Raw genomic sequence first — 13037 nt, forward strand, 5'->3', positions numbered from 1 at the left:
GCGCTGGGTTCGGGGAACCTCCAAAGCTGGCCGCGGAGGTTCCCTATCGTTTGGTCGAAATCGTGCCGGTGACGCCGGTCTTTTTCGCGTCCACACCGGTGCCGCCCTGTTTGGCAGCGGCAACCGCATCGGCATTGAGCGCGCTCGGCGGATGGCCGGCATTGGGGCCTTTGCCCAGCGCAGCGATCAGGTTGTCCACCGCCAGCTGCACCATCGCGCGGCGCGTGGCCAGGCTGGCGCTGCCGATATGCGGGGTGAGCACCACGTTGCGCAGCGCCAGCAGTTCCGGGCGCACGCGCGGCTCGCCTTCGTAGACATCCAGGCCGGCACCGGCCAGGCGCCCGTTGGCCAGCGCATCGGCCAGCGCCAGCTCATCGACGATGCCACCGCGGGCGATATTCACCAGCGTGGCGGTAGGGCGCATCTTGCCCAGCGCCGCCGCATCGATGATGTGGTGCGAATCCTTGGTGTACGGCAGCACCAGCAGCAGATGATCGGACTGCGCCAGCAACGTCTCGAAATCGACGTATTGCGCGCCCAGCGCCTGTTCGGTGGTGGCAGGCAGCTGGCTGCGGTTGTGATACAGCACACGCATGCCGAAGCCGTGTGCGCCGCGGCGTGCGATGCCCTGCCCGATCCGACCCATGCCCAGGATGCCGAGCGTGCTGCCGTGGATATCGGCGCCGAGCATGGTCTTGAACGACCATTGCCCCCACTGCCCGTCACGCAGCCAGCGCTCGGCTTCGGTGATGCGGCGCGCGGTGGCCATCAGCAACGCGAAGCCGAGATCGGCGGTGGTTTCGGTGAGCACGTCGGGCGTGTTGCTGGCCAGGATGCCGGCCGCACTCAGCGCCTCGATGTCGAGATTGTTGTAGCCCACGCCGACATTAGCGATGGCGCGCAGTTGCGGCGCCGCCGCGATTTCGGCCGCGCCGATGCGCTCGTTGAGGGTGATCAGCGCACCGTCCAGCGGTGCCAGTTGCGCGGCCAGTTCGGCCGGCGAATACGCGCTGACGTGCTTGGTGGTGGTCAGCTCGAAATGCTCGCCCAGCTGCGCGACGACATCGTCGAACAGCGGCTGGCTGACCCACACCTTGGCGCGCCGCGTATCAGACATCGATCTGACCGGGAATGCGGGGCGACACCTCGCCGACATCGCCGCATTGGGCGCGATGACGCAGCGCCTGGTCCATCAACACCAGCGCCATCATCGCTTCGGCGATCGGGGTGGCGCGGATGCCCACGCATGGGTCGTGCCTGCCGGTGGTGATCACATCGACCACGCTGCCGTCGGCATCCACCGTGGCACCGGGCAGGCGCAGGCTGGAGGTGGGCTTGAGCACCATCGAGGCGGTGACCGCCTGGCCGGTGGAGATACCGCCCAGAATGCCGCCGGCATGATTGCTGAGGAAGCCTTCCGGGGTGATCAGGTCGCGGTGTTCGGTGCCCTTCTGCGCCGCGCTGGCGAAACCGTCGCCGATCTCCACGCCCTTGACCGCGTTGATGCTCATCAAGGCGGCGGCCAGTTCGGCATCGAGCTTGCCGTAAATCGGCTCGCCCCAGCCGGCCGGCACGCCGCCAGCCACCACATCGACGCGCGCGCCGACAGAATCGCCGGATTTACGCAGCGCATCCATGTAGCTTTCCAGCTCCGGCACCTGCGCGGCGTGCGGCCAGAAGAACGGGTTGTCTTCCACCGCATCCCAGTCGAAACCGGTCGGGCGGATTTCGCCCAGCTGCGAGAGAAATCCGCGCACCAGCACCCCGTAACGCTGCTTGAGCCACTTCTTGGCGATGACGCCGGCGGCCACACGCATGGTGGTTTCGCGCGCCGACGAACGTCCGCCACCGCGCGGGTCGCGGATGCCGTACTTCTGCCAATAGGTGTAATCCGCATGGCCGGGGCGGAACTGCTGGGCGATGTTGCTGTAGTCCTTGCTGCGCTGATCGGTGTTGCGGATCAGCAGCCCGATCGGCGTGCCGGTGGTGCAGCCTTCGTACACGCCGGACAGGATCTCGATGGCGTCGGCCTCGCGGCGCGCGGAAGTGTGCCGGCTCTTGCCGGACGCACGCCGTTGCAGATCGTGGGTGAATTCTTCCGGCGCAATTTCCAGGCCGGGCGGGCACCCGTCGACGACGCAGCCGATGGCCGGCCCGTGCGATTCGCCGAAGGTGGTGACGGTAAACAGCTTGCCGAACGAATTGGCACTCATGCGCGCAGGCTCATCGCTGCGCGGCCAGCTCGCTGATGCGCGCGTGGTGTGCGATCAGCTCGCGGCATTCCACCGCAAAGATGCCCATCTGCCCGACCTTGAACTCGACCCAGGCCAGATCCACCTCCGGCAGCAGCTTGATCAGATGCTGCTCGGATTCGCCCACTTCGCAGATCAGCAAGCCGTCTTCGCTGAGGTGCTGCGGCGCATCGCGCAGGATCTTCAGCACCAGATCCAGGCCATCGTCGCCCGCACGCAGGCCGAGTTCGGGCTCGTAGGAATACTCCTGCGGTAGCGCATCGGTTTCATCGTTGGTGACGTACGGCGGGTTGGTGACGATCAGGTCGTACCGACGCCCGGCCAGGCCAGTGAACAGGTCCGACTTGAGCAGGGTGACGTTGTCGGCATGCAGGCGCGCCTTGTTGTCGGCAGCCAGTGCCAGCGCGTCGTCGCTGATGTCCACGCCATCCACATCCCAGTGCGGGTTGTAGTGGCCCATGGCAATGGCGATGCAGCCCGAGCCGGTGCACAGGTCCAGCGCGCGGGTGACTTCGCGGCCGCCCAGCCAGGGCTCGAAGCCGGCTTCGATGAGTTCGGCGATCGGCGAGCGCGGCACCAGCGCACGCGCGTCGCTCTTGAAACTCAGCCCGGCGAACCAGGCCTCACCGGTCAGGTACGCCGCCGGGACGCGCTCGGTGATGCGACGCTCGAACAGACCCAGCACCTGCTCTTTTTCCGAGCGCAGCAAGCGCGCCTGGCCGTAGGCCGGGCCCAGGTCGTGCGGCAGATGCAGGCTGTGCAGTACCAGTTGGGTGGCTTCGTCCAGCGCATTGTCGTAGCTGTGGCCGAAGGTCAGACCGGCTGCGTTGAAACGGCTGGTGCCGTAGCGGATCAGGTCGATGATGGTGTGCAGTTCGTCGGCCGCGGCGGCAGTCATGGCAACAACTAAAGAGGAATCGGCCCCCGATTATAGAGGTCGGATCGGTATCATGAGCGTCCGTTGCACTGGAAACCGCCATGTTCAATCGCAATACCGGCATCGTGCTGCTGGTGGCGCTGGCCGCCGGCCTGGGGCTCTTGCTGGGGCAGAAGTTCCTCGGCGGCACGCCCAGCTCGCCCTGGCCCCCCACCCAGACCATCACCTTTTACCCGCAGCCGCGCCCGCTGCCGCAGTTCAGCCTGCGCCAGTCCGACGGCACCCAGCTGGTGCCAGGTGAACTGAAGGGGCATTGGACGCTGGTGTTTCTGGGCTTCACCTTCTGCCCGGACGTGTGCCCGACCACGCTGACCGATCTGGCGGTGGCGCAGCAGCAGTGGGAAAGCATTCCCGATGGCCTGCGCCCGCGCGTGTTGTTCGTCTCGGTGGACCCGCAGCGTGATCCGCCCGCGCGGCTGGGCGAATACGCACACGCCTTCCACAAGGACACCCTGGCCGCCACGGCAGATGTTCCGGCGCTGGAGCGCTTTGCCACCGCGCTGGGCTTCGTGTTCCAGAAGGTGCCGGGCAAGGGCTATGCGCAGAATCCCAACGACTACAGCATAGATCATTCGGCCGGCATCGCCGTGCTCGATCCGCAAGGCCGCCTGGCCGGGCTGATCCGTCCCCCGCTCGACCCGAAGGCGATTGCCGCCGATCTCCAACAGCTGACCAAGGTAACCGCACCGTGAGTCTCGTCACTTCCCTGACCTATGTGCTGCCGCACCGGTTGCTGTCGTCGCTGGCGCGCGCGCTGGCCTATTCCGATACGCCATCCACCAAACAGTGGTTGATCGACACGGTGACGCGCAAATTCGGCGTGGACCTGAGCGAAGCGCAGCAGCCGGACCCGCGCGCCTACCCCACCTTCAATGCGTTTTTCACCCGCGCCTTGAAACCCGGTGCACGCGTGCCCGATGCCGACCCGGCTGCCCTGCTGATGCCGGCCGACGGCCGCATCAGCCAGCTTGGCCCGATCGAGAACGGCCGCATTTTCCAGGCCAAGGGGCAGTCATTCACCGCCGCCGAGTTGCTCGGCGATGAAGCGGCCGCAGTGCCGTTCAACAACGGCCTGTTCGCCACCGTGTACCTGTCGCCCAAGGACTATCACCGCGTGCATATGCCGTGGACCGGCACCCTGCGCGAAACGGTGCACGTGCCAGGCCGGCTGTTCAGCGTGGGCCCGGACGCGGTGCGCAATGTGCCGCGCCTGTTCGCGCGCAACGAGCGCCTGGTGTGCCACTTCGACACCGACTTTGGCCCGATGGCGTCGGTGATGGTGGGCGCGCTGCTGGTCTCCGGCGTGGAGACGGTCTGGAGCGGCGTGGAGATTCCGCGCTATGGCGACCGCATCACGCGCAAGGATTACCGCGGCAAGGGCATTGTGCTGGATCGGTTTGCGGAGATGGCCCGCTTCAACTACGGCTCGACCGTGATCGTGTTGCTGCCGCCGGGTGTGGCCTGGCTCGATGGTGCACTTGCTGCAGAGACATCGGTGCGGCTGGGGCAAGCGCTTGCGCGTCGCCAGTGAATTGCAACGACACCGTCTTAGGAGCGGACCTGGTCGCGGCCAGGCATTCCCAACGATGCGTCGCCCCTGCGCGCGCCGTTTTGCTCAGCCCAGATAACGCAACACACTGCACACAACAGGACTACCTGGACGGCTTCGTCGCGGCCGGCTCCGCTCCTACGGCAAGCAGCCTTGTCGTGCGCTCGCCGCCATCGTAGGAGCGGACCTGGCCGCGACGAGGCATTCCCGACAAGGCGTCGCACACCCGCGCGCCATTTACCAAACCTTCGATTGAAAACACGCTGCCCAGACCCGGGCTAACGGAGCGGCGTTCGCGCGGCCTGGCCTGCTCCCACGCCGGCGGGTTCAGGCCGATGCGCACCGCCGTCTAAAGGGTGCGGCCATCAGTACGGCACCACCTGCGCAACTCAGCGGTCGCAGCCCGCCAGCTTGATGCTCTGCCCCGGCTTGAGCGCGTATGCCGGCGCCTTCAGGCCGTTGGCCTTGGCCAGCTCCTTGATCTCGCACTGGTACTTGTTTGCCACGCGGCCGAGCGTGTCGCCCTTGGCGATGGTGTAGCTGCGCGCCTGCCTGGCCTTGGGCTTGGCGACCGCCGGCTGGCCGGTGGCCACGGTGGTCGGCACGCCGGCCATCGGACTCACATCGCCGACCGCCACGCTTGGCGTGTACTCGGGAGATGCGCTGCTGCGCACGATGGCGTTGTTGAGATCGGCCGTGATCAGAGTGCGTGCCAGGTCCGCACGCGGGCCGCTCACGCAGTAACGCGTGTACAGGCTGGCGATACGATTGGTGGCATTGATGACGGTGCCGGCCGGAATCCAGCCATCGGATTCGTAGCGCGGGTTGAGGTTGCGCAGCGCACGCATGTAGCCATCACGCGCGCCCATACCACCCAGGCAGATGGTGAGTTCGTAGATCGTGGTCGACTTGGCCAGCTTGAGCGTGGCCGGCTGCGCGTCGAGCTTGGGGAAGTCCACGCCGTACTGTCGCGGGTGCAGGAAGATCCACGCCGCCGCAATCACCATCGGCACGTAGTCCTTGGTTTCGGCCGGGAACTGGTTATAGACATCCTGTTCCCAGAAGCCGCGCCCGCCGAACTGCGAAAACACGCGTGCCGCGCGCCCTTCGCCGCCGTTGTAGGCCGCCAGTGCCAGCTCGATGCTGCGGTTGAGCCCGGCCATGCGCTCGTTGAGATAAGCGGCGCTGGCTTCGGCGGCGCTGCGTGCATCGAAGCGCGTGTCGAAGCCGGTGCCGTCCGGGCCCAGCCCGAAACGGCGCCCGGTGGCTGGCATGAACTGCATCAGTCCGGCCGCGCCGGCACGCGAATTGGCGTGCACCTTGCCGTTGGATTCCTTGGCCATGATGCCGAACAGCAGCGCCTCCGGCAGCCCGCGCTTCTGCCATTCCGGCCACATCACCCCGCGCAGGTTGCTGTAGTTGTCGTAGCTGGTCATCAGCGCCGGGCGCATGTCGGTCAGCCAGCGCCGGATGCCGGCCTGCACCGCCGGGTTGTACTGCACCATCTTGTCGAACTCATGGCGCTGGTCGTTGAGCAGAGTCGCCGCCCGCGCCGCCTCGGGCACGCCGTTGGAAGCCGGGCCGAGATGGTCGGGGTCGGCCTGCAGCAGGGTGTCGTCATCTTCCGGGTCTTCGGCAGCCGGCGCTTCGGCATCGGCGCGTGCCTTGAGCAGGCGCTTGTAGGTGGCCAGCTGATTGGCGACCAGGCAACCGCGCTGCTTGATGCAGGCGTCGATGACGTCCTCCATGTCCTCCAGTGCAGCGTCGCCCTCGGCGGTGCCCTTCGGATCGGAGTTGTTCACCAGCACCAGCGCATCGCGGTAGCGCTTTTCGGCAGCGGCCATGCGCGCATCGAGCGCGGCGGCCTTCTCCGTGTCGCGTTTGGAGATCGCGTGGGCGGCGGGGACGACAGACATCAGCGCCACCACAGCCAGGACAGGCCATGGGCGCAAACCAAAATGAGCGAGCGGCATCGTAGGCAGTACAGCGGAAAGGCAGGCAGGGTAGCCGCCGGGGCGATACCGGGGCAAGGCGCGGCGGACGCCAGGGTCAGTGGCCCGTTAGCTTGGCGAGCGGGCGACATGCAGCGACATCGCATCGGTACGGCGGTTCGAGGACGGGACGGCACAGCGCCGACCGCCCCGCGCCGCAGGCATGTCAACCCGATCGCAGGGCCAGCCCCCCTCGTCGTTACCGCCCGCCTGGACGAGTGAGGTTGCCCGCTAGAATCGGCGTCTTTCTTCCACCGGATCTGTGCCATGGCCTCGTTCCTGCTCGGCAAAGGCGTTACCGACGACATCCCGGTCACCCTGGAAGGCCGCTTCGGCAATCGGCATGGCCTGGTGGCCGGCGCCACCGGCACCGGCAAGACCGTGACCCTGATGACCCTGGCCGAAGGCTTTTCGCGGTTGGGGGTGCCGGTGTTCCTGGCCGACGTGAAGGGCGACGTCGCCGGGCTGGCCGTGGCCGGCGACGGCGCGCCCGGTGTGCTGCAGCGCGCCACGGATGTGGGCATCGCCGACTACGCGCCGGCCGCCAGCCCGGTGGTGTTCTGGGACCTGTTCGGCCAGCTCGGCCACCCGGTGCGCACCACCGTGAGCGAAATGGGCCCCACCCTGCTTGCGCGCATCCTGGAACTCAACGACACCCAGTCCGGCGTACTCGACATCGTGTTCAAACTCGCCGACGACCGTGGCCTGTTGCTGCTGGATCTGGACGACCTGCGCGCGTTGCTGGCGCTGGTGGTGGAAGAGCGCAAGGAACTGTCCACCAGTTACGGACTGGTGTCGGCGCAGTCGGTGGCCGCGATCCAGCGCGCGCTGCTGCGGCTGGCGCAGGACGGCGGCGAGCAGTTCTTCGGTGAACCGGCGCTGGAACTGGCCGAGTTGATGCGCGTGGCCCCGGATGGTCGCGGCGTGATCGGCATCCTGGCGGCCAATCAACTGGTGCTCAAGCCGAAGCTGTATTCCACCTTCCTGCTGTGGTTGTTGTCCGAACTGTTCGAGGGCTTGCCGGAAGTGGGCGACCTGGACCAGCCCAAGCTGGTGTTCGTCTTCGACGAGGCGCACCTGCTGTTCGACGATGCGCCGGCCGCGCTGGTGCAGCGCATCGAACAGGTGGTGCGCTTGATTCGCTCCAAGGGCGTCGGGGTGTATTTCTGCTCGCAGTTTCCCGACGACATCCCGGACACCATCCTCGGCCAGCTCGGCAACCGCGTGCAGCACGCGTTGCGCGCCTACACCCCGCGTGACCAGAAGGCGGTCAAGACCGCCGCGCAGACCTTCGTGGCCAATCCCAAGCTCGACGTGGCCAGCGCCATTTCCAGCCTGGGCACCGGCGAAGCCCTGGTATCGCCGTTGCAGGGCAAGGGCGTGCCGGCACCCGTGCAGCAGACGCTGATCGCACCGCCGCGTTGCCGCATGGGCGCCATCAGCGCGCCCGAACGCGCGCAGGTCCGCGCGGCCAGCCCGGTTGGTACCCGCTACGACACCGCGATCAATCGCGAATCGGCCGCCGAACTGCTGGCACGCCGCGTGGAACAGGTGGCCATGCAGACCGCCGCCCCGCCCGCGCGTAGCCGCGAGCAGGAGGACGCGCAGGACAGCGGCTTCGGCAAGGCGGTCAAGGATGCCGTGTTCGGCACCGGACGTCGCCAGGGCATGCTGGAAACGATGGCCAAGCAGACCTCGCGCACCATCGGCAGCAAGATCGGCCAGCAGATCGTGCGCGGTATTTTTGGAAGTATTTTTGGCGGGAAGCGCTGAGCCTAGCATTGCAACCAGCGTGGTTGTGCGCCTCCACGCAATAAAGCCTGACCAACAAGGCATCGCAATCGAGCGTGCTCGCGCAACACCACGTCCGCACGTCAAGGAGACTCGCAAGATGCAAGCAGATGCAGCTGTTATCTCGTCACTTTTCTTACTCATCAGCGCCGGCACAACGTTCGCTCAGCAGAACGCAAATCAAGACGACCCGCCCAGCGCATGGCTACTGGGCAGGCAGCACCTGCTTGCAGGTCACTATGTCGGCAAGCTGCACCCAGACAATACGCAATGCCAGGCCGTTCGCGCAGAACTCTGGCTTGAGGCCTAAGGAGACAAGGAAAGCCGGCGATACATTTTGAAGACGGCATGTATCGCGCCCGAAACGCAACGCAGCACCACCACCACAACCGAACGTGGACCTTGGTGGCTCGATAAGAACGGAGACGAGTGCCTGATTCTCTCCCGCGACGACGTCTCCGATCTCTCGCTCAATCCGAATATGTATGGATTTCGGATCGACCAAGAAACTGGTCCGAAAGGGCAGCAAGCTAGCTTTTCGTTAGTTCAAGACGGCAATAACTGCCACAGCGGCAGTCCACTAGAACATCGAGACAAAGTGTTGAGACGAGCTCGTTGAGCGAGAGCCTGGGCATCCGCGCGTTGCGCGTTTGCCTACTTACCCATACTGGGCAGGGTAGACAGTGCGCACTTCAATCCAGCACCCCGTGCAGCTTTGCGTACTGCAGCAGCATGATGGTCTTGGCGTCGGCGATGTCGCCGGAGCCGATCATTGCCAGCGCATCGTCGAGTGACAGTTCCAGCACCTCGATCTCCTCGCCGTCCTCTTCGACGCCGCCGCCTTCGCTCACCTTGTCGCCGTCGAAGTATTCGCCGACGAAGAAGTACAGCCGCTCGGTGACCGAGCCCGGGCTCATGAAGGCCTCGAACACCTTGCGCACGTGATCGATGCGATAGCCGGTTTCCTCTTCGGTTTCCTTGCGGATACAGGTCAGCGCATCGTCCTGATCGAGCAGGCCGGCGCAGGCTTCGATCAACAGGCCGTCCGGATTGCCGTTGAGCAGGGTCGGCAGGCGAAATTGCCGGGTCAACATCACCGTCTTCCTGGCGCGGCTGTAGAGCAGGATGGTGGCGCCGTTACCGCGGTCGTATGCCTCGCGCGACAGGGTCTGCCAACGGCCGTCCTTGCGCAGGAAGTCGAAGGTGACCTTGCGGAGCACATACCAGTTGTCGGACAGCACATCGATGCTGCGAATACGGACCTGTGGGGTGTCCAGGGTCGATGGATTCACGCGGAGCTCCTTGCGATAGGAAAAGGACAGGCGCCATGGGATGGCATGGGAAGCGCATGGCATCTGGGGCGCGCGGCCCCGCGGCGAACCGGCGACAGCGAGCGGCAGGCCGCAGGCAGCTGACCCGCCCGGACCGCAGTGGCCGAAAGGCCTCAACGCCCAATTGCACGAGGCCGCGCATCGTCGCACAATCCCTTCACATCACACGCTTGGGGAGCGTCATGGAAGACCGTTTTCGCGCGCGCAAGGCCGTGCAGGCCGCGCCTGCGCCGTTCTGGACCCGCATTCCCGCCATTGCCACTTACCCGCTGCGCGGCTCGGCGCTGTATGCGCTGATCGCGCTGACGCTATGCAGTGCATTGCTGGTGTTGCCGGGCATTCTGAAGCTGCTGGTCATGGGCGTGCTGGGCATGGCGACCTACACCTACGCCTTCGACATCCTGCGCCACACCGCCGATGGGCAAGCCGATGCGCCCCGGCTCGGATACAACAGCTTCGACAGCGCGGTGCTGCGCCTGATCCTGCTGGCCATCGCGCTGGGCATCGTGATCGGCGCGGCCGCCGTGGTCGCGGGCCCGTTCGGGCTGACCATCGCCTATGTGGCAACCCTGTTGCTGTTGCCCGGCATGCTCATTTCGCTTGCCATCGACGGCAGCCTGCGGCGCGCATTGAACCCTGCGGTATCGATCGACATGGCGATGCGCATCGGCTGGCCATATCTGGCCGCCTACGGGCTGCTGTATGTGATCCAGGGCAGCGGCACGGCGGCGGCGTTCATTGCACTGACATATCTGCCGCCCATCGTGCGCGAGGCGACCACGCTGGTGGCCTCCATCTGGGCCCTGTTCGCCAGCTTCCATCTGATGGGGTACCTAGTCTACCAGTACCACGAAGCGCTGGGCTATACCCCCAGTGGTGGCGACGTGCAGGAACGTGCCGATCCGGATCAGCGCCTGCTCGATGAAGCCGAACACCATGTGCGCGAGGGTCACACCGACGAGGCCTTTCAGGCAGTGCGCGGTGCGGTGCGCTCGCGTGCGGTGAGCCTGGCGGTGCACGAGCTGTATCAGCGCCTGCTCCGACAGCACCATCGCAGCGACGAACTACACGAACACACCCAGCACTACATCAACCGCCTGCTGCAGGAAAGGCAGGAACGCCGCGCGCTCGCACTGCAGCGCGAAGCGCTGGACAGCGACCCTGCATTCACCCCGATGCTGCCGGAGCAGGCCACCCTGCTGGCCGAGCGCGCCAAGATGGCCGGGCAATTCCAGCTGGCCACCGATGGCTTGCTGGCCGCCATCGCAGCCTGGCCGCGCGACCCGATGCTGCCGAGCTGGTCGCTGGATGCGGGCCTGATGCTGGCCGAGCGCTTCGGCCGCGACGACCAGGCACGTGCGCTGCTGCAACACGCAACGGAGCGCTGCGACGATGCAGCGCAGCGCGCAAAGCTGGATGCGGCATTGCGCGCGGTTGTGATCCAGCCGGCGTAAAGACAGCCGCGCAGGGGCGCGAGCGATCGTCAGCGTGGCACGTCAGCCGATGGCTGCGGCCAACTTATGGCCGCTGACAAAACCACTGCGCTCACCGCCAGGCGGGCACGGCGGGTGCTCGGAATAGGAAGGTACACGCGCGCACCCGCTTCCTCCGCGCCATGCGCCCCCACCTGACAACGGCTCGCCAGGTGTCGTTCGCCACGCTCATCCGTTCTCGAGCAGAAACCGCGCCTTGGCCGCCTGCCCCTGCTCGGGAAACTGGTCCAGCACCTGGCGCAGCAAACGCGTGCGCTGCTCCCCGGCGTGCAGGTCGCCGTGGCGCAGTGCCAGCACGAACCATCGCTGGGCAAGCTCGGCCCGCGGCGCGTCGCTTTCGCAGTCCTTCAACACACGCTCGGCATCGGCCAGCAGCCCGTTGCTGAGGCAGGCGTCGACCAAGGCCATGCGAGCCGGCAGCTCGCACAGGGCCAGGTCCTTGCCCAGCTCTGCTGCCACGCCCAACTGGAGCCGCGCCTGTTCTGCCGTATGCGACGGCAGGCGCAACATGGTCTGCGCGTGCCGCAGCGTGTCCTGCCTGCTCCCGGCATTGCGCGCAACGCGGTAGCGCGCCAGCGCGATTTCCAGGCTCTGCGGCATTTCATCGGCAAGCTCGGCCAGCAACCGCTCTGCCTCACGGTTTTCCATGCGCCCCAGATGCGACTGCGCGCGCGCCCAGCGGTCATCGGCCTGCGCAGGCTCGTGCTCGTCCATGAATCCCGGGCGGATCTGACGCGTGGCCACGAGGATCGCGCCCAGCAGCGCGCCACTGACCAGGCCGCCGGCATGCGCCTCGAACGCCACCGAGCCGTTCTCGCTCCACAGCAGGCTGTAGATTTCCCAGCCCAGCCATAGCGGCAGCAACAGGATTGCAGGCCCACGCACGTAGTTGAACACCACGAAAAACCAGTAGAAGAACCGCGCCCGACGGCGGCCCCAGACCACGCAAAATGCGCCCATCAGTGCGGCAATGGCGCCGGACGCGCCCAGCCCGCCACCGGGCTGGCCCCAACGCCACCACAGGCTCGCCGCACTGGCGCCGAAGCCGCCCGCCAGGTACAGCAGCAGGAACCATCCGCTGCCGATCGCACCTTCCAGCAAGGTACCGAGCGCCAGCAGAAACACCATGTTGCCGAACAGATGATTCAGGTCTCCATGCAGGAAGGTGGCCGACAGCATGCGCGCCGGCGACCATTCGGAACTGCGTTGCAGATGGCGCAACGTGAATACCTTGGACAGCCGCGCGTCGTACGGCGCACGCAAGCCCTGCCATTGGCGCAGCTGTTCTTCGTTGTTGAACAGCGTGCCGCCGCGCAACGCCTGCGCAAAGGCGACATCGTGCATCGTCAGGTGGGCGAGATAGGCGGTGCGCTGGCGCGCAGGAGCGGCAGCCAGCTTGCCCTGCCGCGCAGCACGCAACCTGGGGTCGCTGGTCTGTTCCAGATAGTGGGCGTGCGCCGCCGCTTCCAGCGTTCCCAGCCCGGAGTCGACGTAGTAGCGCACGGCATCCTCGACCAGCGCATCGTCCTTGCGCTGATAACCGACGTAGACGACCACGTTGATCAGCACCAGCAGCAGCGTCACCCAGGGAATGTTCTGGCGCGACCAGGGTTTGTGCAGCGGCATGAGCAGCATGACGACATCCGTGTCCGAGAATGGCGCAAAGCTTCGCTGTGCGGCGGCAGATGCGCAA

Annotated in this window: 11 protein-coding genes; 4 read left to right on the forward strand and 7 right to left on the reverse strand. The window is 66.2% G+C overall.

Annotated elements, in window-relative coordinates; translation table 11 throughout:
• Positions 1 to 43: 43 nt before the first annotated feature.
• The 3 genes from XnspCFBP7698_RS04115 to prmB are packed head-to-tail and all read right to left on the reverse strand — an operon-like array spanning position 44 to position 3150.
• A complete protein-coding gene (locus XnspCFBP7698_RS04115) occupies positions 44 to 1117 on the reverse strand; it encodes a D-glycerate dehydrogenase (RefSeq protein ID WP_104580485.1) in 1074 nt (357 codons plus the stop codon).
• A complete protein-coding gene (gene aroC, locus XnspCFBP7698_RS04120) occupies positions 1110 to 2213 on the reverse strand; it encodes a chorismate synthase (RefSeq protein ID WP_104580486.1) in 1104 nt (367 codons plus the stop codon). The genes XnspCFBP7698_RS04115 and aroC overlap by 8 nt, the downstream gene beginning before the upstream one ends.
• 10 nt (positions 2214 to 2223) lie before the next feature.
• Positions 2224 to 3150 (reverse strand): 50S ribosomal protein L3 N(5)-glutamine methyltransferase, encoded by a 927-nt coding sequence (gene prmB, locus XnspCFBP7698_RS04125; protein ID WP_104580487.1) that lies wholly within the window; start codon positions 3148 to 3150, stop codon positions 2224 to 2226.
• An 80-nt stretch (positions 3151 to 3230) separates the two neighbouring features.
• Here prmB and XnspCFBP7698_RS04130 point away from each other — a divergent pair, with 80 nt between their 5' ends.
• A complete protein-coding gene (locus XnspCFBP7698_RS04130) occupies positions 3231 to 3881 on the forward strand; it encodes an SCO family protein (protein ID WP_104580488.1) in 651 nt (216 codons plus the stop codon).
• Positions 3878 to 4720 carry an archaetidylserine decarboxylase gene (gene asd / locus XnspCFBP7698_RS04135; protein ID WP_104580489.1) on the forward strand — a complete coding sequence of 281 codons (843 nt, stop codon included), beginning with the start codon at positions 3878 to 3880 and terminating at the stop codon, positions 4718 to 4720. Before XnspCFBP7698_RS04130 ends, asd begins: the two co-directional genes overlap by 4 nt.
• A 407-nt stretch (positions 4721 to 5127) precedes the next feature.
• Here the strand turns inward: asd and XnspCFBP7698_RS04140 are convergent, their stop codons facing one another.
• Positions 5128 to 6711 carry a transglycosylase SLT domain-containing protein gene (locus XnspCFBP7698_RS04140; protein ID WP_047693195.1) on the reverse strand — a complete coding sequence of 528 codons (1584 nt, stop codon included), beginning with the start codon at positions 6709 to 6711 and terminating at the stop codon, positions 5128 to 5130.
• Between the two features lie 285 nt (positions 6712 to 6996).
• Between XnspCFBP7698_RS04140 and XnspCFBP7698_RS04150 the strand changes: the two genes are divergently transcribed.
• The gene (locus tag XnspCFBP7698_RS04150) at positions 6997 to 8502 is read left to right on the forward strand and encodes a helicase HerA-like domain-containing protein (RefSeq protein WP_104580491.1); all 1506 of its coding nucleotides are present in this window, start codon (positions 6997 to 6999) and stop codon (positions 8500 to 8502) included.
• A 223-nt stretch (positions 8503 to 8725) separates the two neighbouring features.
• Here the strand turns inward: XnspCFBP7698_RS04150 and XnspCFBP7698_RS21520 are convergent, their stop codons facing one another.
• Positions 8726 to 9025, reverse strand: coding sequence for a hypothetical protein (locus XnspCFBP7698_RS21520; protein WP_158255445.1), 300 nt, complete (start codon positions 9023 to 9025; stop codon positions 8726 to 8728).
• 187 nt (positions 9026 to 9212) lie between these two features.
• Positions 9213 to 9812, reverse strand: coding sequence for a GDP-mannose pyrophosphatase NudK (gene nudK, locus XnspCFBP7698_RS04160; protein ID WP_104580492.1), 600 nt, complete (start codon positions 9810 to 9812; stop codon positions 9213 to 9215).
• Between the two features lie 221 nt (positions 9813 to 10033).
• Here nudK and XnspCFBP7698_RS04165 point away from each other — a divergent pair, with 221 nt between their 5' ends.
• Entirely contained in the window at positions 10034 to 11305 is a 1272-nt protein-coding gene (locus XnspCFBP7698_RS04165; RefSeq protein ID WP_104580493.1) for a DUF4013 domain-containing protein, read from the forward strand.
• 207 nt (positions 11306 to 11512) lie between these two features.
• Here the strand turns inward: XnspCFBP7698_RS04165 and XnspCFBP7698_RS04170 are convergent, their stop codons facing one another.
• Positions 11513 to 12979 (reverse strand): rhomboid family intramembrane serine protease, encoded by a 1467-nt coding sequence (locus XnspCFBP7698_RS04170; protein WP_199680032.1) that lies wholly within the window; start codon positions 12977 to 12979, stop codon positions 11513 to 11515.
• Positions 12980 to 13037 lie beyond the last annotated feature (58 nt).

The sequence above is a fragment of the Xanthomonas sp. CFBP 7698 genome, from assembly GCF_003600855.1.
Classification (GTDB): Bacteria; Pseudomonadota; Gammaproteobacteria; order Xanthomonadales; family Xanthomonadaceae; genus Xanthomonas; species Xanthomonas cannabis.

What these genes read in the sequence shown, in the direction of transcription:
- XnspCFBP7698_RS04170 (WP_199680032.1), bottom strand. Translation starts at nt 12,979, where the DNA reads ATGCTGCTCATGCCGCTGCACAAACCCTGGTCGCGCCAGAACATTCCC.
- XnspCFBP7698_RS04140 (WP_047693195.1), bottom strand. Translation starts at nt 6,711, where the DNA reads ATGCCGCTCGCTCATTTTGGTTTGCGCCCATGGCCTGTCCTGGCTGTG.
- XnspCFBP7698_RS04130 (WP_104580488.1), top strand. Translation starts at nt 3,231, where the DNA reads ATGTTCAATCGCAATACCGGCATCGTGCTGCTGGTGGCGCTGGCCGCC.
- aroC (WP_104580486.1), bottom strand. Translation starts at nt 2,213, where the DNA reads ATGAGTGCCAATTCGTTCGGCAAGCTGTTTACCGTCACCACCTTCGGC.
- XnspCFBP7698_RS04115 (WP_104580485.1), bottom strand. Translation starts at nt 1,117, where the DNA reads ATGTCTGATACGCGGCGCGCCAAGGTGTGGGTCAGCCAGCCGCTGTTC.
- XnspCFBP7698_RS04165 (WP_104580493.1), top strand. Translation starts at nt 10,034, where the DNA reads ATGGAAGACCGTTTTCGCGCGCGCAAGGCCGTGCAGGCCGCGCCTGCG.
- prmB (WP_104580487.1), bottom strand. Translation starts at nt 3,150, where the DNA reads ATGACTGCCGCCGCGGCCGACGAACTGCACACCATCATCGACCTGATC.
- XnspCFBP7698_RS04150 (WP_104580491.1), top strand. Translation starts at nt 6,997, where the DNA reads ATGGCCTCGTTCCTGCTCGGCAAAGGCGTTACCGACGACATCCCGGTC.